We start from the raw sequence: 20,829 nt of genomic DNA, 5'->3' as shown, positions 1-20,829 counted from the left end.
ATCTAAAGTATCATCAATACCTAAATTATCCAGAATAATTGGATCATCTGCACAACTTCCTGCTGTTTTATTAATAAATTCTTGCCACTCTAATTTGTGTTTTTCTGTCGTTATCAAAGTTGTTGGTTTATTGATCAAGTTTTGACGAAATAAACGGACAATTTCCAATATCTCCGGTATATATTCTTCGGGAGNTTTGAGCAATTTCTAATAATAAATCATTCCAGGGTGTAGTTGAGGATGTTTCTGTGATGAGTTGGTGATTATTAATCATAAAATATTAGATTTGATTATTTTTACATATTATCAGTATATCAGATCAGAATCAGCAGGTGTAACTTACCCAAATAACGATACTTTGGGGGAGTTGGAGAGATGCGATAGCGCAAGCGCTGACTTGTCAGTTCGCTATTTGGGGAGTTGAGGGGGTGCGATCGCTTTACCAAAACAATAAAAACCTCAATCAGACATTGACAATTAACAAATCAGAAGATAATATAAAGGTAGGCATAGCCTGGGGGTAGTCGTATGACTGCCGCATCATAAACCGCTCACGTAGCGGTTTTGTTGTTTTTAGGGGCTATCAAAGCAATAATACTTAATTCCTAAAGTAGTAACTTGATCCTGTCGTAACCTACAATCCACAAGCAAGTTAGCATTTTTAAGAGCTAAAAACGCTTGATTATCAGGACTATCTTTACTACGCACAACTGGATACAAACATAAATCAGCAATTTGCATAACAGAACTAGCTTTTGTTTTGCTGTCTATTCCTCTTAATAATTTTGATAAATCATCAGCAGATAAAGGTGAATATTTATCAGATGTTGTAACATTAAAAGGTTGACCTTTAGCTCTTAAATCGTAAAAATATTGTTTTAGTAGATTATCTTCATTTTTACCTGCTGCTTCAAAATAAACCATTAAACTACCATTATTAATAGCTGCATATTTAGCACTACGTTCTATTAAAATAGAAAAGGCACTTTTCATCATTTCCCAAGTATTTTCACCATACTTTTCTAAGTAACGATTGAGATATCCTTGACGAGAAATAACACAAGCATGAACAACTATAGGACAATTAATTATAGTTTGTGTCAAATCTTCAAAAAATTGCTCCTGTTGAACTTTAGATAATTTACCTAACCAAGCAAATCCTTTTTTCTTAGAGCGTATTTCGTTACCATGTAAAGGTTGTTCTTGACTAATATTCCAACGACTTTTAAAATCTATTACCAATTGATTAATAATTTGTTCATCACTTCTTTTAATTAAAACTCCACCCATAGCAAAAACAGGACATTCATCTTTAGGATTTGGTTTTGCACTACCAGATTCATCAATATATATAGCAAATTCAATATTATCTTGTTGGTTCATTTTCTAGTTTTGTTACATTTAATAAATTTCCTAATAGTATTACATATTTAATGGCAAAAAGGGATACTTGACTGGAAAATGCAAAATTCGCTCTCTCTTCTTCCTTCGTGTTCTTCGTGTCTTCGTGGTTCGTTAAAAAAGGATATTGGGAAGTTGGAGGGAGTGCGATAGCGCAAGCGCTGACTTGTCAGTTCGCTGTTTGGGGAGTAAGGGGGTGCGATCGCTCTTCTATATGGGTAATCTTTTAACACGAAAAGTTTCATTATTTACAGAAATAATTGCTCCCGCTACCAAATCTTCCTGACATTGGCTCAAAATTTCTGTTAAACATTGATTAATTACATGATAATTTTCATTACCTAATCGAAATAAAATTACACTGGGTAAGCTATCTCCACTGACAGCTAAAAGTTGAGCAAAGTCTAAATCTATAGTTAATATAATTCGCTCTTCGGCACAAGCCTTGATTAAAATTTCATAATCTGGTAGTTTTTGCAACCCCTGTTCTCGCAAATGCACCACATCATAACCACCACTACGCAACCAAGATACAGTTCGTAGTGACATTCCCATATCAGCTAAAAACTTCATTTTAATATTACGCAGTTTTAAAAGAATAAACCCGTTCTTGAGTCAACCACGCTGCATAAAGCAAAGATTGACGAATATCATCAGCTTCTAAATCAGGATATTCTTCTAAAATCTCCTCTAGTGGTGTTCCATTAGCTACTAAATTTACCACTAAAGAAACAGGTATTCGCATCCCCCGAATACAAGCTTGTCCTGCCATTATTTGCGGATCAAATGTAATCCTTTCTAGATTTAACATAGAATTACTTATTTGTAATATTTTTGATTGTATCATAAATTTATGAAAATCTCTATATCTAAAGACGCTGAATAATCTTTTCTGATCTTTGATTCAAATATTGAATACAAACATTATTATCTAATAAATATTTTATCAGTTTGTATTCCTAACAATTAATCATTTCTTCTAAACTATCATCAATGCCTAAATTATCCAGAATAATTGGATCAGTAGATTTACCTTGATTTCTCACTTCAGCCCATAATTCTGCTGCTTTTAACATTACTTCTGTGGTAATAGGAAGATAAATAATTTCTGATTTAAGTTGATTAAGTTTTCTAATTCCTGATAACTTATTGGCTCTTAATAATTCCCGTCTAATTTCATAATCTATAATTTCTGGTAAAATGACTTCATAACCTCTTTCAAAAAGACTATAAAACCATTCTTGACATTGCACAGCTAGAGGATTCGCTTTAGGATTAGTAATTAATCCCACAGGTGCAGAATCTAAAACAATAACCTTACTCATTTTATTTTAAATTAAAATACCATTCATGGATTCAATAATTTCCAAAGTTTCTTGTTGTTCTTGTTGATCATCTGATTCATTCCATGACTCGAACAATCTTTTAATATTAGTTTTTCTGTGTTCTTTTTTAATTGCGTCACTTTCATTAATTTCATTAATGGCATTTTCCCAATTTTTCAAAGATGTCTGTTTCAGCGTGACACTTTGACGAAATAACCGGACAATTTGTAGTAATTCGGGTATATATTCTTCTGGAGTATGTTCAATTTCTAGTAATAAATCATTGCGGGGTTTTGCTGATGATTTAGATGTAATGGATTGGTGATTGTTAATCATAAAATCCTAGATTTGATTATTTCGGTATATCAAAAACTTAATAAAATATTAGTATCTACCAGATATTTCATAACATTTCATCTTCTCTGGTATAAATACTATCTCGACTAATACCTTAAAATGGAATCCATTCCAACTTATCAATCCATTCTTCCGCTTCTGTAGCTTCCCAGACAAACACAAGCTCCTGTGCTATTTTTGCTATTGGTGTTCGGGGACGCAACCAAAATAAACCCCAAATATGGCCACCTTCTCCCCAATGTGCTTCCAAATGTCCTGGCATACTAGCACGATTATCTGTTACTAAAACCCTTTGAGATAATTGTAAATAACGCAAAATGTCAGGATCTAAAGTACCTGTTGGTGGTGCATTATCTTCACCCACACGCAAAATATCTATTTCGGAATTTAACCTTAAAATAGCTAATTTCAGACGGGGTGGCAAATTTTCATCAAGTAAAAAACGCACCTTCACAATACACTTACCTGCTGTTGAAATTTTGCACTTTTCAATTTTCTCAATCTTTGTAACAAAGGTGAAGGATGAGTAATTGATTCTTGATAACGTTGTTCTCTATATTTTGCCAAATTAGAAAGATAAGAATCAACTTGAGGACGATTATGTAAATAATAAGTAATAGTCGCGTAAATTTGCTCCAAACTCAAATCAGGAAAATTAGCACCGATTTCTTCGGGTGTATATCCTTCTAAATAATAATCAAGTACATTATCAATACCAATACGGTGTCCTTTCAGTCGAATATCTCTTTCTGAGATAAAGTCAAAATAACCTTCTAATTGCATTACTCTAACCCTACAAATTTTGTTGCCATATTAATTTATAATAAGTCATTATATACTGTTTGGGAAGTTGAGGGGGTGCTATCTCTGTTAGGAGAGTGAGGAAGTGCGATAGCGCAAGCGCTGACTTGTCAGTTCGCTTTTGGGAAGTGGAGGGGGTGCGATCGCGTTCGCGTTAGCTATCTCTCAACTTAAACCCCAAAACCCAAAACCACATCCAAAGCAGTCCGAATTTCTTCCCAATATTCAGCTTCTAAAATCCCCACCAACCCCAAAACTCGACGATAATCTACAGAACGAATCTGAGCAATATCAATAAAACGATCTTTATCTAATCCATTAGTTGCTGTTGCTTTGACATTGACAATATAGGGAGCTTGCTTACTTCCTGGTCGAAACGGCATCACAATAGTTAATAATCCATATTGATTCATAATATCATTTTGAACTATTAAACAAGCACGGATTTTTTGTGCTTCTGCTCCCACAGTTGGATCAAGATTTACCCAGCGAATTTCACCTCGTTTATAAGTTAAATTACCCTCTGGCATTAATACCATCTCCAGCTACATTATCCCAAGCAGAAATCTCATTTTGATATTCTAAATCTTTTGCATCTTCTTGGAGAGCAGCTATTATTTCTGCTTCTAAAATTTTGCGTCTTTGTTCTGCTAATAGTGCGTTAATATAGGCACTACGATTACCTTTTGCCTGTTGGTCAATAAATCTGAGAATGTCTTCTTCTAAAGTAATTGTGACTTTCATCATAGGTATTACTTATTTACCTTACTGAATAATCATACCATAATTTTGTACAATTTGCAAAAAACATACAAATAATTTATAATCTTATGTAACCCTATAAATGTTGAGAGGCGCTATGTCCGTCATCAGTGCAAGTGAAGCGCGTGCTAATTTTCCTGATATTATGAACCGTGCAGAATATCGTGGAGAAAGAATATTAATTCAACGTCATGGTAAACCTGCTGTAGCGATGATTAGTATTGAAGATTTAAAACTACTAGAAGCAATAGAAGATGCAATAGATTCTGCTAAATTGCGACGTGCAATAGAAGAAAACACAGGATTTACCACCATAGAAGAAATAATAGCAAAACATCCCAATGAGTGAACGATATACATTGAGGATTGCGAAAACTGCGGAAAAAGACTTATTAGATTTGCAACCAAAACAATATAAACAAGTTGTTTCTAAAATACTATCACTTCAGGGTAATCCTCGTCCTCAAGACTATGCAGCTTTAAAAGGTTATCAAGGTGGTTATCGTATTGCTCAGGGTGAATATAGAATTTTGTACACCATTGATGATGATCATAAATTAGTTGATGTTTTTCGAGTTGGTAAACGCAATGATGATGAAGTTTATAAAAATTTGTAACTTGATCGCTGTTCGGGAAGTTGAAGGGGTGCGATAGCGTATCCCTGTCGGGACTCGAAGAGATAGCGCGTCCTAGTAATCGCTGCTGAGTGGTTTGCGATCGCGTAAAACAGAAAAGCAAAACCTAATTAAATAGGAAAGAAATCAGCATCTAAGATTTCATCAGATGAAAAAGGACTCTCTTGAGGAAAAATAGACAAAGGAAGTCCTGTTTCAATAGATGCTTCTTTGCGAGCGTGTTGATAACAATTATCCAAAACTTCCAGATAATAGCTTTTTAAACTAGGACTATCTAAAAACGTTTCCTGTATTCTTTGACGATGTTCATAGATTGTATATAACCAGCTATTGGATCTATTTTGAGGTTGGAATTTGTATTTTAGCACGTGCATAATTAACACGCGCAAATTACTTTTCAAAGCATACCAAATATATAGCAATCCTATTTGAGAACTTGTTTAATTGTTATTTGATATTGTTCTAGTTTATCCATTGTAATATCTCCTCTTTTTCAAGATTAACTACAATCATTAAAATTTGATTTAATTGGACATAACATGGTATTTTGTCAAGATAATTTAGATGCGTTTCCCCTGGAGTGAGGCGTGGGGATGCTGCTATTCCTAAATCACAGTAAAAATGTTTAATCAAGTTTGGTTATCACAGTTAAAAAAACACCGAGCGATCGCTGTTATTCGCGCTCCCAAAATGGTATTAGGTGAGCAAATGGCGTTAGCGGTAGCATCTGGGGGGATGAGACTAATTGAAATTACCTGGAATGGCGATCGCGCACCTGAATTAATCTCCCAACTCCGCGCCGAATTACCTGATTGTCTCATTGGTACAGGGACCTTATTTAATGTCCAACAATTGCAAGATGCGATCGCCTGTGGGGCGCAATTTCTCTTCAGTCCCCATACAGATCCAGCCATGATTCAAGCCGCAGTAGCCAAAAATATCCCCATTATTCCTGGTGCGTTGACACCTACAGAAATTATTACAGCTTGGCATTATGGGGCTAGTTGTGTAAAAGTTTTTCCTGTCCAATCACTAGGAGGAACTAATTATATCAAAAGTTTACAAGCGCCTCTTGGACATATTCCCCTAATACCTACAGGCGGAGTGACATTAAAAAATGCTAAAGATTTTTTACAAGTTGGTGCAGTGGCCGTGGGCTTGAGTGGTGAATTATTCCCGCCAGAATCAGTGTTACAGGAAAATTGGACTAGCATAACACAGCAAGCAAAAACTCTCATACGGAGGTTACAATAGTATCGCCGGATAAAATTTAAAATTAAAAAAGCAGATGCAAATCGAGGTATATAATAGTTCCCTCCCCACTTACTAGGAGGGAGTTGGGGTTTTGATACTTCACTCGACAGAAGACCGCTATTACCAGGAAATTCAGCTGCTATACCAACAGACAGAAGAGGAGTGTGTTTACCATGCAAAACTTAATTTATACTCACTGGGGAAATCCCCTCAAAATATTTCTCGCGGGTGCAGTCATCTCTGCGAGTATGATTAATCCTGTATCTAGTCAAGTTCCAGCCAATTCTCAACCACAAAAAATTGCCACAGCTATTCAAACACTCAAACAATCTAATAATCGTTGGATTCAAATCAATCTCTCCAAGCAAAATCTAACTGCATGGGAAGGTGGTAAACCAGTTTATGCAATTACCATTTCTTCTGGGAAAAAATCCACACCTACTCGCATTGGTACTTTTAAAATCCAAACCAAACTCAAAAAAACTCGAATGCGGGGTAGAGGCTATGACGTTCCCAATGTCCCCCATACTATGTATTATCAAGGTGGATATGCTATTCATGGCGCATATTGGCATAAAAGATTTGGTACACCTGTAAGTCATGGCTGTGTAAATCTCGCACCTAATCATGCTAAGTGGATATTTGAGTGGGCTGATATCGGCACACCAGTAGTAATAAATAAGTAGCGACTGTCTTGATTAGGTGAGAGATTTGCTTGGCAGTTAATTGACCTAATTCTGGTAAGTAGGTAGATGCTAATCAACCCAACTATGTAACGAACTGTAAATTACCCAAAACTCTTGGGATTGCTGCGTTCCACTCCGTTCCACTCGCAATGACATAGTTATAAGTTTTCCCACCTACCTACTTAAGTCAGAAACTAAAGTGGTAGAAATAACTTGACCAATACCAGGAGTAGTTTTGAGTAAATTGACTTTATCAATCCATTGTTGATTTTTTTGGGTCAATGTCTCAATTTCTTGATTGAGTTGTTGAAGACGTTGCTCCAGATAATCAATATGAGATTCAATATCGTTAGTAGACACATCCTCCTGAAAAGTTTACGTTTAGTTAAAACTTTTGATCAAAATAGTAATTTTATGCTTATTCTTGTTTCTTCTAACTTCAGCAAATCCTACTTATCTTTTTGGTGTATATTGTTGACGAGTAGTTATTGCCAACATTAAAACTAAAAACGTCAAAATACCTGCCAGATATAAAGGATAGCCATAAGTGACAGGTTTGGACTGTTGAACTATCATGCCGGCAATTACAGGTCCAATACCATTAGAAATACTTAAATAAGATGCGTTTAACCCTAAGACAGTTCCCTGATCTTGTGGTTGAGCATTGAGAGAAATTAAGGTACTAATCATCGGTTGGACTAGAGCATTAAATAAAGCGAATAATATACTAACTGTGACAAAATAAGTGATACTAGGCCAAACAGGCATCAGCACAAATGATAAACTGCGAACAAATAAACCTAAAAATAATATTTTGACGACATTAAATTTACGACTGAGAACAGATACTCCCCATGTTTGCATAATTACTCCTAATGTGCCAAATACTAGAAATAAAAGTGTTAAAGATTTACTATTTTGATCTAAAACTTTAATAAAATAGGGTTGAAAAGCATAGGTAAACATAGTAAATGTTGTCCCTGTACAAAAGTTAATTAATAGTAATATGCCAATTCCCGGCATGGCAAAACCTTTGATTAAATTTTCTAACCCTAAATCAAAGATATTGGTAGCTTTTGGAGATTTTTTTTCTAAAGTTTCTGGTAAGAAGAATATGGTCATGAACATTGCTATTAAAGCAACTACACCGGAAACTAAAAATGCCGCTCCCAAGGATACTTGCTGGGCTACTAAACTGATTGCTGGTCCAAGGATAAAGCCTAATCCCATTGCTGCACCATAAATCCCAAATGCCTGAGCGCGATTTTTTTGACTGGTAACATCAGAAATAACAGCTTGAGCAACAGAAGCATTTCCACCTGTGATACCATCTAAAAATCTGGCTAAAAATAGTAAAGTTGCTGTTGTGGCTGTTCCCGCTATAGTGTTAGCAATAACTGTTCCGGCCAAACTGATTATTAATAATGGTTTCCGCCCAAATCTATCAGAAAGTTTGCCAATCACTGGAGTGGCAAAAAACTGAGCAAGAGAATAGGTAGAAAATAATAAACTAGTTTGGAAATCGTTTAAACCAAATTGTTTACCATAAAGATAGATAATAGGAATTAAAATTGTAAAACTAAGGGAGTTAATAAAGGCAATTAAAGCAGTAATCCAAAAAATTCGATTCATTGTTAATTAAACATATTTATCTTTAGTCATCCTACCATTTACTAGACTTTTACCTACTGCTCATGAAATTTAAATTACAGAGATTTTTCAAGAAGCAAGGAAAACATTTGCCTCTACGAGTTCATATTCAGATCCGTAATGGACAATTTGAGATTATGGGTATGGGTGCATGGTATTCCTATTGGGGTGATCCTTACCATTTATTGCTAACTATTCCTTGGACTGGCTTTTTTCTGCTAATTTGTAGTTTATATGTGGCTATTAATACTTTATTTGCTTTTGCTTATTGGCTAGGTGGTGATTGTATTGCTAATGCTAAAGCAGGTTCTTTTTTAGATGCTTTTTTCTTTAGTGTACAAACCTTAGCATCTATAGGATACGGGGCAATGTATCCCAAAACAATTTATGCAAATGTAATCGTGACGATTGAAGCGATGATTGGTGTAATGGGAGTTGCTTTAATGACGGGATTAGCATTTGCGCGGTTTTCTCGTTCAACAGCCCGTGTAATATTTAGTCGTGTGGCAGTTGTTACACAACATCAAGGGATGCCAACTTTGATGTTTCGCACGGCTAACCAGCGCCGCAATATGATTCTAGAGGCACAGATGGGGGTGTATTTGATGCGAGATGATATCACCGTAGAGGGTGAATTGATGCGGAAAATATATGATCTTAAATTGATCAGAAATCAGACACCTAGCTTTTCTTTATCTTGGACAGTGATGCACATTATTGATGAGTCTAGTCCTCTGTATGGAATGACATCGGAATCACTCAAATTAACTCAAGCTTTACTAATTATTTCTGTTAGTGGTATTGATGACACGGTGGCACAGATTGTCCATGCTCGTCATAGTTATAGTGCTAATGAGATTTTGTGGAACTATCAGTTTGTGGATATTATGCACCATACACCCGATGGACATCGTTACTTTGACTATACTCATTTTCACGATGTTTTACCTTTGAATGAGGTGGTTTAATTTAGCCACATCTTTCTTAAGATTCTTGAAATCCTTGTTGTATAAGGAATACAAGATTTTAAAATTACCCACCTATTGACAAGAACCTCATTTTATTGAGAATAAACAACAGAGGATTAAGGGTTGGGGTTTTGGTGAGCGATCGCTTTCACAAAATGTAACTAGGACTTACGCACAAGCAACGGAAAAACGAACCACGAAGGCACGCGGAGCGTCTCGAAGAGATAGAACATGAAGAAAAAAGGGTTTGAAAGGTATTTTGCGTAAGCCCTATTTAGAATGAAATAGCCCTAGCAGGACTATATATATCTGTAAAAATAATTTTGTCTGAAAACTGATCAATTAGAGTTCTTCAGGTGCAACAATCCCTAATTCGTCTTCTAACACAGACTTTAAAACTAACTGAGTCACTATCAGCAAGCCTAATCTAGCTTGGGCTAATTCTGGATCATGAATTTTCACTTCACCCCAAATTCGACAACTACACCAGAACTTCTCAAAAGCTTGACTCAAGTTCCAACCTACTGTTTCCCAATTAATTGAATTATTACCATCAGCACAAACTAAATCGTCTACCACCTTGACTAATTGGTGAATGAGAAAACTTTCATCAGGGTGATTGAGACGTAGTTTTTGATCACTATTTAGCCAAGGTATAGTTTCTCCCCATGCAATTAGTCCTTCCTGGTATCCCAATCGTAATAGAGAGCAACAGCGTGAATGAGCATATTGTATTGTAAAAATTCTTAATGAATTTAATGAACTTGGTGATTGCTGAAGAAAAACATTATTTAGCAAGTTGCCACTTTTTTTGACAACTATCAGATTTTGTAACCAAGCCGCTAAGGTAGAGTCAACGAGTTCTATATGAATCCAACCAGGAGGAACTACATTAACCCTAAATAAATTATCACTGTTCTGGGATAAATGCAGAGCGATCGCTCCGGCAACTGCCAATGAATTCTGAGATTTTGATCTCCCCATTGCCACACCAGAGATATATAAAATTTTTTGATTATATCCACCTTGATAGAGAGGAACTTTTTTACCTTCTATGCGTGTAATTTCCCTATGATTAGTACAAACACTGAATGAAGATGTTAAATATCTATTTATTAACTGTTTAACTGCTATATTTTCGGCAAAAAGTAGTTTAAAATACACGTATTTTTTTGTAAAAAAATTATGGAGTGCATCATTTTATCCTGTTCCATCTACCTTGAGATAGAAGTTTGTTATAGGTAAAGAAAAATGAGAGTAGGATAAAATTTGATGAATAATCTATAAATGATGGGTAAACTTTACTACCTTCATTGTACAGTAGGAAGTATAAGAAAAAAATAGAGAGCAATTAAGCTTTCTATCTCATTGGAGGGCTGGCGCTGTTAGGCGTTAAGCCTACCCCGTTAACACAAAGACACTCCTTGCACTTTTCTTATAACGTCTTTGTTTTCAGCCAAACACTCTTTGTTACCTATGCAATCTCAATCCTCCTTTTCCGAAGCTTCACGTCCTTTCCTGACTTGGCAACGCATTCTCGACTGGGCCCAAGAACACTACCGCTGCCGCACCTTCAGTAAAGATGAGCGCATTCCCGCCAGACCTGGTTTGCTCTATTTAGTCCAAAGAGGTGCTATCCGCATGGTAGGAACTGCCCAAGTAAGTGCTACCGCAAGTCAATTAACATCTAGACGAATTAACAGAACCCCAGAAGAGGCTTTCTTAGGTTTTGTCGGAGCAGGACAACCCTTTGAAATTGTCGCTCAGTCTCCATTCACACTCCAATCCTATGCCCACGTTGATCAAACAGCCGTCCTGTGGATGTACTGGCATGATTTAGACAATTGGCCTCACTTCCGCCGCGAAGTTATGGATGCCTTTAGATACCAACATCAGCGCAAGTTGCTCTGGTTAAGTGCTTTGGGACAACGCCGCACAATTGACAGACTCTTAGGATTCCTCACCCTCCTAATTGAGGAATATGGAGAGCCATCAATGAGCGAAACTGATCCAGATGTCATTCGTGGTTATTGCCTACCCTTCCCTCTTACCCATGCCCAAATTGGCAGCGCCATTGGTTCAACCCGTGTTACTGTCACTCGTTTAATGGGTAAATTACGTCAACGCGGCTTAATCCTTACCCAAGGCGATAATTTGATCTGCTTACCCGCAGAATCCATTAATAGAGCCAGCTAAAACGTAGTCCAACTCTTTAATGAGCAGCAGATTGATAGATGTTGACTGAGAGTTTGCCACTCTCTAAGACACCAATGGCAATTTTTGGTAAATGATTTTTTATCTAACCCAGGGGGTGAACGAAAACTATCAGAAGTAGATTTAGCAACTATTTCTGTCGGAATTTTGTGAGGATCGGGAGGATATTGACGATATAGCAATTCCAGTTCATTGCCGGCTTTGTTGAAAACTTTAACTTGGTTAACAACAAAACTTTGGAATAGGCGATAAAATACCAAACTGGCGATCGCTACTATTAATCCTGCTGCTGTACTAATCAGAGATTCCCCAATCCCAGTGGTGACACCGGCTGTAGATTCAGTACCTAAATCACCAATACGAATTGAACGCAAAGACTGAATCAATCCTAGAACTGTACCCAATAATCCTAACAGTGGCGAAAGGGCAATGACAGCTTCTAAAAGTTTTTCTCCCCGTCGCATTGACGCTATCTCATCTGCTGCGGTTGATTCTAGAGCTAATCTAAAGGTTTCTGGATCATTTTTTTGTAAGCGTAAAGGTGCGTATAAGAATCTGCCAATGGGCTGATCAGTTGCTTGTTGGGCAATTGTCTGGGCTATTTCCCAATTCTCACCCGCAGCATCAAGAACACGATTCACTATTTCTTTTTCTTGGGTGATAATTCGTAGCCAGAACCACAGACGTTCAAAAATCACGCTTAATGATAGGACTGATAAAACTAGCAAAGGCCACATGGCTGGCCCGCCCTTCTTAAACAAATCTAAAATATCCACTATGTAGGTTTCCTCCCTCCATTTCTAGTAGTCAAAGCATTTTCATTTTAGAGAGTTTTGCATTCCTCTCAAACTTTTCTCATTAATTACTCAGGAGTAACATCTTCTATACACAATATGACGGTTATTCCCACCGGGAGTTTAGATGATTATTTGCCAAAATAAAAAAATAACTGGAGGTTAAGAATATGAACTTCTCAATCCAATCCCTATATACATGGTATCGGAACACACTACGCAATCCTAAATACCGTTGGTGGGTAATTATCGGTACAGTAGCTTATTTAATTAGCCCTTTGGATATTTCTCCAGATTTTATTCCTATTATTGGGCAAATTGATGATGTTTTACTTTTAACTTTATTCGTTACTGAAGTTTCTGGATTAGTTATTGATGGTTGGAAGGCAAAAAAAGGAACTGTAGAAAATAGTACCAGCAATACGGCTAATCCTGCGCCCTCCTCTGGAGAGACTGTGGATATTGATTCGGTTTCGGTTAAGTAGTTTGTGAGCATAAAAAGGAATGCGATCGCCTTTGGTTAGATTGGCGATCGCTATTTCTGATAATGTATATGAAAAGGTGATTTCTACTTTTATATGCGGCGTGACTCTATTTTTTATTATTTATTTCAAAAATATCCGACGCTACTGTTTGAGTTATTGGCAAATCCTCCAGTAAATTGAGTTGGGAGAAATTGAGCAATTACCCCTTGATGTCAGTTTGTTGGTATTGACAACTCTAAACCAAGACAAAGCACCAGCAGCAGCGCGATATTTAGTCAACCGTTGTCAGCAGGAGTTACAAGCACCAGCAGATAGTCGTGCAATAATGGAAATAATTACCACGATTATGTCTTATCGGTTTACTCGTTTAAGTCGTGTGGAGATAGAAGCAATGTTAGGTATAACTTTTGAGCAAACTCGCTTGTATCAAGAATTAAGAGAAGAAGCGACGGAAATAGGTATGCAACAAGGTATGCAACAGGGTATACAAAGAGGTAAACAGGAGGGAGAAGTAACTCTTATCCTGCGGTTATTATCTAAAAAATTCGGGGAAGTTCCTAGTCAGCTAAAAATGCAGATTGAGAAGTTATCTCTGGAACAATTGGAAGGTTTAACTGAGGTGTTGTTAGATTTTACAAGTTTAGATGATTTAGTTGTTTGGTTGCAAAATTTATAGACTACTACTGAGAAGTAGAAGTGAAGTTTTTACTTCTCATTCAATCATAATTGTATGATTGTCTAAATCAGGATATCCAGTATTTGAGGATTTTCAGGATTTTTTTTGGAAGTCTCTAATAGAATAGAGAAGGATATTTTTTAACAGGAATGTTGCTATGTATCAAACTGATCCACCTCGTTCTCCTCAAGAAGTGTTACCGACAATGTATGATCTCAAAAGTGAAGATCCAGAGGAGAAAGGTTTGCCTGATCAATTTCATTTATTACAACCTCGTTTATTAGACGAAACTTTTAATTCTCCTACCTATCCTAGCGACAAAATATTTACTGCTAGTGATATGAATTTATATTATGATCCAAATCATCCAAATTGGTACAAAAGACCAGATTGGTTTGTATCTGTGGGTGTTTCTCCTCTTTATAAAAATGGTGATTTACGTTTAAGTTATGTAATTTGGCAAGAAGGAATTACTCCTTTTATTATCGTCGAACTGCTATCACCAGGAACAGAGAGGGAAGATTTAGGACAGACTTTGCGAGATGTGGAAAAACCGCCAACAAAGTGGGAAGTTTATGAACAGATTTTAAGGATTCCTTATTATGCTATTTTTGACCGTTATAGTTATACATTTAGAATGTTTAAATTAGATGGTGGTCGTTATGCAGAAATAGATTTATCATTATCAGATTCTCGTTTTTGGATACCAGAAATAGAATTAGGTTTGGGTGTTTGGGAAGGAATTTATAATAACATTCAGCAGCCTTGGTTACGTTGGTATGATGTTTCTGGTAATTGGGTTTTGACTCCGACGGAACAGGAAAGAAAACTCAAAGAAAGGTTGATAGAACAGTTAAAGGCGCTTGGTATTGAACCGGATATTTAATAGACAAGTGGTAGCATTTCAGCTACTACAATTTCTAAATCAGGAAAATCTAAAGGAGATATTTTTTGATATTCTATGAGGATTTCTTGATTTTGATAACCTTCGGTTGTGGGATTTCTAAATACAATTAATTCGCGTTTCACTACATCTAACACCCAATAATCCTTAATTCCTGCTTGAGAATAAGCTTTAGCTTTGATTTCTGTATCTAGTTTTAAACTACTATCTGCAACTTCGATAATTAAATAAATTTCTGCTGGGGTAGGATGATGATCTGCATAGTCTAGGGGATCTATTTTCACCACAGCAATATCTGGTTCTGGTTCAGACCTTTCATTTAATTTTACAGGGTCTTGAATAGCTATGCAAGCTTTATGACCAACTCTGTTTTCCAACAACTTATATGTTCTACCCACTGCTGAACGGTGGGCTGTTCCTTTAGCAACCATCCAAATTATTTTCCCCTCTAATAATTCTACCCGTTCACTCGGCTCAAATATTCCTGCTTCAGCCATTCTGTGGTATTCATCAACAGTCCACAGCCGCAATTGTAAGTGTGATTCTGTGGTTTGCATAGTTAATTAAGGTAAATATTTATCCTCTATTATATGATGTTTTATTTGTCTGAATCAGGATGTCCAGGATTTAAGGATTTACATGATTTTTTTCCCATAATGGAAATCAAGAAACTGTGAACGCATAATGATTACTCAATGAATGGTTTAACCTTTGTCTTTAATATCTGCTGGTATGAAGATGAGTGAATTTGGTAATATTTATATCAGGCATTTGTAATATTTTGAATTTGCTCCATAGCATCTTGATATTCAGTTTCATTCCCTTCTTTTTTATATATATCTGCTGCTTTTTGATAATCATTAATTGCATCCTTATGATTTCCTAATGTTTTATGAATAACCCCCCGATTGTAGTAGGACTTGGCATAATTGGGATTGATTTTTATAGCTTTAGTAAAATAATTAATTGCATCCTGATTATTTCCTGATTTGGAATGAGCAACGCCCTGATAGTAGTAGCCATAGGCATCATTGGGATTAATTTCTATAGCTTGAGTGAAATCATCAATTGCACTCTGCTTATGCTTATCTCCCAATTCATAGAGAGCAGCCCCACGCTTGCAGTAAGCACGGACATCATTGGGATTAACTTTTATAGCTTGAGTATAATTATCAATCGCCCTCTCATAGTCATTTTTATTAAAGCATTCATCACCCAAACTGATATATTTGTCAGCATCGTAAGATACTAAACTCTCTAAATAACCACGCAAACCACCGGGATAAAGTAATTCATCTATTCTGACTAAAGTTTTATCACCACTTGATTTAATTATATTGGTTGGTAAAAACCCAGCTACAATAAGACTATATTCTTTTTCCGTTTCACTAAATTCTTCTTGACATAAAATACAAACTAAAACAGCATTTTTTTCAATTTCTTCTCTATCAATTGACCATTGAACCTTATCAAAATTTCCATAACGGGTTTTAACCTGAATACCAATTGATGAATCAGAAGTTAAGGTAAAATCAACCTTACCATCTCCTCCTTTTCGTTTTTCATAATCAACTTCAGTGACAAAGTCACCTAAACGACTTTTAACAACTTCCTCACCCAGCTTTCCCTTAAAATTATTGATAACAACATCACGAATAGGAGTTGAAGAAGTATGTCTATATTTTTCAGCCATATCCCAGCGAAAATCCCGTAATTGCTTTAACCTCTCTCCAGAGATAACCGTCAACTCACTATGCTGGCCTTCCTTCTCACAATGCAGTAAGTCACCAGATTTCAGTCTTTGAATAAAATCAGTCTGTTGTGCTTTGAGTATAGTTGTCCAGTCCATTTGTCAAAATTTGCCTTTATCTGACAAAGAATATTTATTCTAGTATTCCCTATCAAGCAGCGAAAAGCACTAATCTAGATCACAAATTATACCCTTAACCTATATCTTCGAGACTCCCCTACGAACCTGAACACACCCTCAAATTTGTCCACAGATAAAACCGAAAACCTCCTCAGTTTTACAATATTTGAATGATCATCCTGTAAATCCTTAAATCCTGGACATCCTGATTCTGACAAGTAATTTATTATTTAAACCTTCAATATTCCGTCACTTTATACTCAAACTAAACATCCTGAACAAACTCCGTCAAGAACCTAAACGCTTTCAAAATATAATTAGCACAATCTTGAGGAGAGCTATTATAAAATGATGGCCAGGCACGAGCTTTATCTTCATCATAATAATCATTACGATGGGGATGATTTTCTAACCACGCTAACCGCACCGCGTGACCGATTAACACATCTAAAACTATATATTCTTCAATTTGCAAGTTCGGGTTATTAGCCACGATTGTAGCCAATTCCATCAAGGCTTCTACATTGACCTGGCGATATTCTGGGGCTTCAATTTTATTCAGTAAATGTTCAACTAATAAAGCAAAATTTCTTTCTCCTGCTGTCATTTCTGAAAGCATGATTTCACTTTCTAAGCGATTTCGCCGTTCTAATTTATCACCAATTACTAAACCTTTGCAATGCTGCATTAATAGCCAAACTTCTTTAAAAAAGTCTTTGGGTACACGGTTCAGTGCGCCCTCTGCTTGACGAAATCTCCGCCAACCATCAGGAGGAACTTCCGTTTCTTCTCTAATTACAGGTAACAAAACCCATGCAATATCACTTTCTTTTTGTTTGACGTGCAATGATTCCTGTTGACGTAATAAACTACTCACACCACTATATCCAGTTAACACTTGACGCAACCGCATTTTTACTTCAAAAGGTGATAATTGCATTAATTGTTCATAAGCTTCATCTTGAGTAAGGATGAATTCTCTGGCTATTTCGCTAGTAATTAAAAGAATCAGATAACCGACTCTTAATGTCAGAAATCCGCGAAATAATTCTGGTTCTGATTTGATTAAAACACCGAGATAAATTAATATTTCTTGGGTTAAAACGCGATCGCGGATATCCTCACGACAAAAGTTATTAATTTTCTCAGCAATCTCACCACCAGACATAGGAACAACCATCAAGGAAGCTTGACTGTAAGCCCTTCCAACTGCAATTTGCTTTCCTTGAACCAAAATACTCGTTACCGCGTCTGATAAGCCAATATCAAGCATTTGGCGTAAACCCGCAGCCCGTCGCACTACCGCCCAAATTCCTAAATCTCCAGCTTTGGTATAGACTTCATCGAGTAAATCAGCTACGGTGACAGGATGACTTGGACCAGCATATCCTGTATCAAATTCTAAACTCTGTAACCGAGTTAATGTTTGCAGTAATTCAATTTGTTCATAAATATTTTCTGATGAACGTAAATGTTCTAATAATAAATCTAAGTTAGTTTCGCATTCCATTTGGAATTCTTGGGTATGTCCCAAAGACCAACTTTTTTCTAAATGAGAAGTCAGGTAATAACAACGAATTCCCCGATTTATGACTGGAGACTGAGACAATATTGTATCTGATAAAAAATCAATTCTTTGCATTGCTGCTGTCAGCATTAATTGATTTAGTTTTCCTAATTTTACCTTGACTCCGTTACAAATACCATCTTTAAGTTCTTGCATTAATTCTAATAATGCTTCCGAACCAGTTTCTAGCATTGTCCGAGTAATCATTAAAGTTAAAGTCGGACGACCTAAATCACTCCAATATTTTTGGATATAAGCTAATTCACCTCTAATTTGATCTACTAAAAAGTGATAATCAAGGGTTAAATAAAATTGCTGTGAATCTAGAAATGATGGTAAAAAGACAACTGTTTGATCTCGAATCCGAAAAAATTTCGATATAGTTAAACTTCTGAGTCTTCGTAATGGACGGCCTGTTAAACCAAGTTGATCATTTCTGCCAATTTGTGTATAAATTCGGGAAAGTTCCTCAGATTTTCTCACTTGAATTGGTGCTACTTGGGTCGGTGTTTGGGTTTCAATTCCATATACTTCTAACTGGGTTTGTAGTTCTTCATCTTCTGCTATTAAAGCAATTTGCACTAACGCACTTCGCCTTTTTCCTACGTTTAAATGTCTACCTAAAGGATCAATATCTCCCAGGGAAATTAAGTTTTCACTTAACATTTGACCAAGATAATATAAACTTTGCGCCCATACTAAAGGAACGTTTTCGTTAGGTAGGCGTAATTGAGATTGGGGATCTAATTTTTCCGCTTCTATATTTTCTGCGGGAACATAATAAACTTCTGGTAATAGCTGTAAACCACCTTGTTCTACTAATAATGATTGTAAAAGTTCTTGATATTTCTCAACTTGTGCTTTTTCACCACGAAATAATCCGTCAAGAACTAAATAAGTGAAAAATAATGGCCATTCACATTCAATATGCTCAAATTGTTTTAGTTCACTAGGTTCATAATGTAAGCGTTCTGTATCTTCTAAAACGGTTTGATGTCCATCTCGTAAAAACCGTTTACAACCATATCTTCCGGCCAATTTCTGAATAATTTCGTTAAAAGTACGTTCTCTTAATTGCTCATTTTTGACAGCAAAAGCGGGATAACTAATAATACTTAATAACGCCGCATCAACTTCTTTAGAACCTGATTCTCTAGGTAATAAAGATTCTAAAGTAATTCTCGCTCTGGCAATTTCATCTGGTAAAACATGAATGACTGATGCTTGACTACCATGTACACCAAATAAATTCAAACCATTCATGGATTCTAATGCTGCTTTAGCCATTCCCAAAGAACTAGCGTTTAATTCTGCACTACCATGATTAATTTTATTACCCCGTTCCCAAATGCCAAAATCTGGTGTTCGGTAAGCCCGTCCAATATAATAAACAAGGTTTTGGACAAAGTTAACTTCATCCAATGTAAAAATAATTGATAATCCGCCGGCGGTCATTTGTGCCAACATCAATAAAAATATAGATGTAGCGTCAAGTTGCAAATGTCCCCATTCATCATCACCGACAACAATATCACCTGTAGCTGTATTGTATTTGGCATGAAGTCCGTCTAATAAAGATTGTGTATGTTTAAATGTTTCTACTTTATGAGATTGTCGCATCATTGCAAACAGCAAACCACGCATTAACTTGACAACACTATGTTCAAGTTCATAAGTCCGCCCATCATCATGATCTAATTTCCGGTAAGCTAAAGCTAAACCCCAAACAGCCAAGATACTATAAACATTATCTCGCACCCACGCATCTGTATAATCTCCATGAGCAGTAATAGCGGTACTTGCTGGTAACAAACCAGTGAGGGGATTTTGACGTGATAGAATTATTGTCTTGATTTGCTGATAGTAAAAATCCAGGCGAGTTGGTAATGTGGTGGATGTGTTCATTATGTCGCTGTTGCAATGTGAGTTTGGAGATTGAGATGCGAAATATTTGGGCGTTTGTTTGGGGTGCTTTAGTGGCAGTTCTTGGTGGACTAATAGGTTTAGGTGGTGCAGAGTTTCGACTACCTGTACTAATTAGTATTTTTAATTATCGCACTCTTCCAGCAATTATCATCAATCTCATTGTTAGTTTAGTTACTGTTACCTGCTCTTTTGTTTTTCGTAGTGGTATTATTGGTATTGAAAATGTTGTTGCTAACTTTGCAGTAATCATCAACATTTTGGCAGGATCTCTAATTGGTTCTTACATTGGAGTTCATTACGCTACGCGAGTCAATGAACGACTTTTAAATCGTGTCGTTGTTGTTTTTCTAGTTTTTCTTAGTATTGTACTGATTGGGCATAATTTTATCTTCAGTTTTGGTAGTTTGCAATTGCCGAGTTTGTTGAGAATCAGCCTGGGATTTGTGGCGGGTATTGTGATTGGCATATTTAGTAGTATGCTTGGTGTCGCAGGTGGTGAATTAATTATCCCTACAGTGATTTTGCTATTTGCAGTTTGATATCAAATTAGCAGG

The 20,829-nt window shown here is 36.2% G+C and carries 28 protein-coding genes; 11 read left to right on the top strand and 17 right to left on the bottom strand.

The genetic code is table 11. The features are described from left to right. Positions 1-573: 573 nt before the first annotated feature. The 9 genes from FJR38_RS07380 to FJR38_RS07340 form a co-directional block, all read right to left on the bottom strand. Positions 574-1,383 carry a DUF3800 domain-containing protein gene (locus FJR38_RS07380; RefSeq protein ID WP_168493038.1) on the bottom strand — a complete coding sequence of 270 codons (810 nt, stop codon included), beginning with the start codon at positions 1,381-1,383 and terminating at the stop codon, positions 574-576. Between the two features lie 228 nt (positions 1,384-1,611). Beyond that, positions 1,612-1,974: a DUF5615 family PIN-like protein gene (locus FJR38_RS07375; protein WP_168536211.1), complete on the bottom strand. Its 363-nt coding sequence runs from the start codon at positions 1,972-1,974 to the stop codon at positions 1,612-1,614. 7 nt (positions 1,975-1,981) lie between these two features. Then, the gene (locus FJR38_RS07370; protein WP_168536448.1) at positions 1,982-2,212 is read right to left on the bottom strand and encodes a DUF433 domain-containing protein; all 231 of its coding nucleotides are present in this window, start codon (positions 2,210-2,212) and stop codon (positions 1,982-1,984) included. Between the two features lie 148 nt (positions 2,213-2,360). Then, positions 2,361-2,726, bottom strand: a complete 366-nt coding sequence (locus FJR38_RS07365) for a hypothetical protein (RefSeq protein WP_217359996.1) — start codon at positions 2,724-2,726, stop codon at positions 2,361-2,363. A 6-nt stretch (positions 2,727-2,732) separates the two neighbouring features. Next, positions 2,733-3,062: a hypothetical protein gene (locus FJR38_RS07360; RefSeq protein ID WP_168493033.1), complete on the bottom strand. Its 330-nt coding sequence runs from the start codon at positions 3,060-3,062 to the stop codon at positions 2,733-2,735. 115 nt (positions 3,063-3,177) lie between these two features. Then, positions 3,178-3,537, bottom strand: coding sequence for a DUF5615 family PIN-like protein (locus FJR38_RS07355; protein WP_168493031.1), 360 nt, complete (start codon positions 3,535-3,537; stop codon positions 3,178-3,180). Then, positions 3,534-3,866, bottom strand: a complete 333-nt coding sequence (locus FJR38_RS07350; protein ID WP_168536209.1) for a DUF433 domain-containing protein — start codon at positions 3,864-3,866, stop codon at positions 3,534-3,536. The genes FJR38_RS07355 and FJR38_RS07350 overlap by 4 nt, the downstream gene beginning before the upstream one ends. 188 nt (positions 3,867-4,054) lie before the next feature. After that, a complete protein-coding gene (locus FJR38_RS07345) occupies positions 4,055-4,414 on the bottom strand; it encodes a type II toxin-antitoxin system PemK/MazF family toxin (protein WP_168536207.1) in 360 nt (119 codons plus the stop codon). Beyond that, positions 4,401-4,631 (bottom strand): hypothetical protein, encoded by a 231-nt coding sequence (locus FJR38_RS07340; protein WP_015083417.1) that lies wholly within the window; start codon positions 4,629-4,631, stop codon positions 4,401-4,403. The genes FJR38_RS07345 and FJR38_RS07340 overlap by 14 nt, the downstream gene beginning before the upstream one ends. 112 nt (positions 4,632-4,743) lie before the next feature. Here FJR38_RS07340 and FJR38_RS07335 point away from each other — a divergent pair, with 112 nt between their 5' ends. Both FJR38_RS07335 and FJR38_RS07330 read left to right on the top strand, forming a co-directional pair. Next, positions 4,744-4,995, top strand: coding sequence for a type II toxin-antitoxin system Phd/YefM family antitoxin (locus tag FJR38_RS07335; protein WP_168493025.1), 252 nt, complete (start codon positions 4,744-4,746; stop codon positions 4,993-4,995). After that, a complete protein-coding gene (locus FJR38_RS07330) occupies positions 4,988-5,263 on the top strand; it encodes a type II toxin-antitoxin system RelE/ParE family toxin (protein ID WP_168536205.1) in 276 nt (91 codons plus the stop codon). The genes FJR38_RS07335 and FJR38_RS07330 overlap by 8 nt, the downstream gene beginning before the upstream one ends. Positions 5,264-5,391: 128 nt before the next feature. Here the strand turns inward: FJR38_RS07330 and FJR38_RS07325 are convergent, their stop codons facing one another. Further along, positions 5,392-5,703 (bottom strand): DUF29 domain-containing protein, encoded by a 312-nt coding sequence (locus FJR38_RS07325; protein WP_174763905.1) that lies wholly within the window; start codon positions 5,701-5,703, stop codon positions 5,392-5,394. Positions 5,704-5,902: 199 nt separating this feature from the next. On the opposite strand from FJR38_RS07325, the gene FJR38_RS07320 reads away from it, so the two are divergent. Further along, positions 5,903-6,535 carry a bifunctional 4-hydroxy-2-oxoglutarate aldolase/2-dehydro-3-deoxy-phosphogluconate aldolase gene (locus tag FJR38_RS07320; RefSeq protein ID WP_168536203.1) on the top strand — a complete coding sequence of 211 codons (633 nt, stop codon included), beginning with the start codon at positions 5,903-5,905 and terminating at the stop codon, positions 6,533-6,535. Positions 6,536-6,708: 173 nt separating this feature from the next. Next, complete coding sequence (locus tag FJR38_RS07315) at positions 6,709-7,221, top strand: L,D-transpeptidase (RefSeq protein WP_168493019.1); 513 nt, start codon at positions 6,709-6,711, stop codon at positions 7,219-7,221. Between the two features lie 174 nt (positions 7,222-7,395). Here the strand turns inward: FJR38_RS07315 and FJR38_RS27700 are convergent, their stop codons facing one another. Next, positions 7,396-7,581 carry a hypothetical protein gene (locus FJR38_RS27700; protein ID WP_254449382.1) on the bottom strand — a complete coding sequence of 62 codons (186 nt, stop codon included), beginning with the start codon at positions 7,579-7,581 and terminating at the stop codon, positions 7,396-7,398. Between the two features lie 93 nt (positions 7,582-7,674). Continuing rightward, positions 7,675-8,853, bottom strand: a complete 1,179-nt coding sequence (locus FJR38_RS07310; protein WP_168536201.1) for an MFS transporter — start codon at positions 8,851-8,853, stop codon at positions 7,675-7,677. Between the two features lie 62 nt (positions 8,854-8,915). On the opposite strand from FJR38_RS07310, the gene FJR38_RS07305 reads away from it, so the two are divergent. Continuing rightward, positions 8,916-9,839, top strand: a complete 924-nt coding sequence (locus FJR38_RS07305) for an ion channel (RefSeq protein ID WP_168536199.1) — start codon at positions 8,916-8,918, stop codon at positions 9,837-9,839. Positions 9,840-10,181: 342 nt separating this feature from the next. On the opposite strand, the gene FJR38_RS07300 is transcribed toward FJR38_RS07305, so the two are convergent. Then, complete coding sequence (locus FJR38_RS07300; protein ID WP_168536197.1) at positions 10,182-11,003, bottom strand: DALR anticodon-binding domain-containing protein; 822 nt, start codon at positions 11,001-11,003, stop codon at positions 10,182-10,184. 273 nt (positions 11,004-11,276) lie between these two features. Here FJR38_RS07300 and FJR38_RS07295 point away from each other — a divergent pair, with 273 nt between their 5' ends. Then, positions 11,277-12,035: a Crp/Fnr family transcriptional regulator gene (locus FJR38_RS07295; protein ID WP_168493212.1), complete on the top strand. Its 759-nt coding sequence runs from the start codon at positions 11,277-11,279 to the stop codon at positions 12,033-12,035. Here the strand turns inward: FJR38_RS07295 and FJR38_RS07290 are convergent. Further along, positions 12,032-12,829, bottom strand: a complete 798-nt coding sequence (locus FJR38_RS07290; protein WP_371418153.1) for a MotA/TolQ/ExbB proton channel family protein — start codon at positions 12,827-12,829, stop codon at positions 12,032-12,034. The genes FJR38_RS07295 and FJR38_RS07290 overlap by 4 nt on opposite strands. Positions 12,830-13,017: 188 nt before the next feature. Here FJR38_RS07290 and FJR38_RS07285 point away from each other — a divergent pair, with 188 nt between their 5' ends. The 4 genes from FJR38_RS07285 (at position 13,018) to FJR38_RS07275 (ending at position 14,894) form a co-directional block, all read left to right on the top strand. Beyond that, on the top strand, positions 13,018-13,332 hold the full coding sequence (locus FJR38_RS07285) for a YkvA family protein (protein ID WP_168493005.1): 315 nt from the start codon (positions 13,018-13,020) through the stop codon (positions 13,330-13,332). Between the two features lie 93 nt (positions 13,333-13,425). Continuing rightward, positions 13,426-13,512 carry a DUF2887 domain-containing protein gene (locus FJR38_RS29255; protein WP_371418161.1) on the top strand — a complete coding sequence of 29 codons (87 nt, stop codon included), beginning with the start codon at positions 13,426-13,428 and terminating at the stop codon, positions 13,510-13,512. Position 13,513: 1 nt separating this feature from the next. After that, positions 13,514-14,008, top strand: coding sequence for a DUF4351 domain-containing protein (locus FJR38_RS07280; protein ID WP_371418152.1), 495 nt, complete (start codon positions 13,514-13,516; stop codon positions 14,006-14,008). A 157-nt stretch (positions 14,009-14,165) separates the two neighbouring features. Next, positions 14,166-14,894: a Uma2 family endonuclease gene (locus FJR38_RS07275; protein WP_168536195.1), complete on the top strand. Its 729-nt coding sequence runs from the start codon at positions 14,166-14,168 to the stop codon at positions 14,892-14,894. Here FJR38_RS07275 and FJR38_RS07270 read toward each other — a convergent pair. The 3 genes from FJR38_RS07270 to FJR38_RS07260 all read right to left on the bottom strand — a co-directional run bounded on the left by FJR38_RS07270 (position 14,891) and on the right by FJR38_RS07260 (position 20,254). Further along, a complete protein-coding gene (locus FJR38_RS07270; RefSeq protein WP_168536193.1) occupies positions 14,891-15,469 on the bottom strand; it encodes a Uma2 family endonuclease in 579 nt (192 codons plus the stop codon). The genes FJR38_RS07275 and FJR38_RS07270 overlap by 4 nt on opposite strands. A gap of 206 nt (positions 15,470-15,675) precedes the next feature. After that, positions 15,676-16,605, bottom strand: coding sequence for a tetratricopeptide repeat protein (locus tag FJR38_RS07265; RefSeq protein ID WP_254449381.1), 930 nt, complete (start codon positions 16,603-16,605; stop codon positions 15,676-15,678). Positions 16,606-17,047: 442 nt separating this feature from the next. Next, positions 17,048-20,254 carry a glycoside hydrolase family 15 protein gene (locus FJR38_RS07260; RefSeq protein WP_168536189.1) on the bottom strand — a complete coding sequence of 1,069 codons (3,207 nt, stop codon included), beginning with the start codon at positions 20,252-20,254 and terminating at the stop codon, positions 17,048-17,050. 35 nt (positions 20,255-20,289) lie between these two features. Between FJR38_RS07260 and FJR38_RS28280 the strand changes: the two genes are divergently transcribed. Next, on the top strand, positions 20,290-20,814 hold the full coding sequence (locus FJR38_RS28280) for a TSUP family transporter (protein WP_254449380.1): 525 nt from the start codon (positions 20,290-20,292) through the stop codon (positions 20,812-20,814). Positions 20,815-20,829 lie beyond the last annotated feature (15 nt).

Origin of the sequence: Anabaena sp. UHCC 0253, assembly GCF_009712085.1 — a bacterium.
Taxonomy (GTDB): Bacteria; Cyanobacteriota; Cyanobacteriia; order Cyanobacteriales; family Nostocaceae; genus Dolichospermum.
This window is presented reverse-complemented; position numbering and strand designations above follow the sequence as displayed.

What these genes read in the sequence shown, in the direction of transcription:
- FJR38_RS07315 (WP_168493019.1), top strand. Translation starts at nt 6,709, where the DNA reads ATGCAAAACTTAATTTATACTCACTGGGGAAATCCCCTCAAAATATTT.
- FJR38_RS07285 (WP_168493005.1), top strand. Translation starts at nt 13,018, where the DNA reads ATGAACTTCTCAATCCAATCCCTATATACATGGTATCGGAACACACTA.
- FJR38_RS07345 (WP_168536207.1), bottom strand. Translation starts at nt 4,414, where the DNA reads ATGCCAGAGGGTAATTTAACTTATAAACGAGGTGAAATTCGCTGGGTA.
- FJR38_RS07335 (WP_168493025.1), top strand. Translation starts at nt 4,744, where the DNA reads ATGTCCGTCATCAGTGCAAGTGAAGCGCGTGCTAATTTTCCTGATATT.
- FJR38_RS07365 (WP_217359996.1), bottom strand. Translation starts at nt 2,726, where the DNA reads ATGAGTAAGGTTATTGTTTTAGATTCTGCACCTGTGGGATTAATTACT.
- FJR38_RS07270 (WP_168536193.1), bottom strand. Translation starts at nt 15,469, where the DNA reads ATGCAAACCACAGAATCACACTTACAATTGCGGCTGTGGACTGTTGAT.
- FJR38_RS07275 (WP_168536195.1), top strand. Translation starts at nt 14,166, where the DNA reads ATGTATCAAACTGATCCACCTCGTTCTCCTCAAGAAGTGTTACCGACA.
- FJR38_RS07340 (WP_015083417.1), bottom strand. Translation starts at nt 4,631, where the DNA reads ATGATGAAAGTCACAATTACTTTAGAAGAAGACATTCTCAGATTTATT.
- FJR38_RS07370 (WP_168536448.1), bottom strand. Translation starts at nt 2,212, where the DNA reads ATGTTAAATCTAGAAAGGATTACATTTGATCCGCAAATAATGGCAGGA.
- FJR38_RS07360 (WP_168493033.1), bottom strand. Translation starts at nt 3,062, where the DNA reads ATGATTAACAATCACCAATCCATTACATCTAAATCATCAGCAAAACCC.
- FJR38_RS07310 (WP_168536201.1), bottom strand. Translation starts at nt 8,853, where the DNA reads ATGAATCGAATTTTTTGGATTACTGCTTTAATTGCCTTTATTAACTCC.
- FJR38_RS07260 (WP_168536189.1), bottom strand. Translation starts at nt 20,254, where the DNA reads ATGAACACATCCACCACATTACCAACTCGCCTGGATTTTTACTATCAG.
- FJR38_RS29255 (WP_371418161.1), top strand. Translation starts at nt 13,426, where the DNA reads ATGCGGCGTGACTCTATTTTTTATTATTTATTTCAAAAATATCCGACG.
- FJR38_RS07265 (WP_254449381.1), bottom strand. Translation starts at nt 16,605, where the DNA reads ATGGCTGAAAAATATAGACATACTTCTTCAACTCCTATTCGTGATGTT.
- FJR38_RS07380 (WP_168493038.1), bottom strand. Translation starts at nt 1,383, where the DNA reads ATGAACCAACAAGATAATATTGAATTTGCTATATATATTGATGAATCT.
- FJR38_RS07305 (WP_168536199.1), top strand. Translation starts at nt 8,916, where the DNA reads ATGAAATTTAAATTACAGAGATTTTTCAAGAAGCAAGGAAAACATTTG.
- FJR38_RS07320 (WP_168536203.1), top strand. Translation starts at nt 5,903, where the DNA reads ATGTTTAATCAAGTTTGGTTATCACAGTTAAAAAAACACCGAGCGATC.
- FJR38_RS07375 (WP_168536211.1), bottom strand. Translation starts at nt 1,974, where the DNA reads ATGAAGTTTTTAGCTGATATGGGAATGTCACTACGAACTGTATCTTGG.
- FJR38_RS07350 (WP_168536209.1), bottom strand. Translation starts at nt 3,866, where the DNA reads ATGCAATTAGAAGGTTATTTTGACTTTATCTCAGAAAGAGATATTCGA.
- FJR38_RS07330 (WP_168536205.1), top strand. Translation starts at nt 4,988, where the DNA reads ATGAGTGAACGATATACATTGAGGATTGCGAAAACTGCGGAAAAAGAC.
- FJR38_RS28280 (WP_254449380.1), top strand. Translation starts at nt 20,290, where the DNA reads ATGCGAAATATTTGGGCGTTTGTTTGGGGTGCTTTAGTGGCAGTTCTT.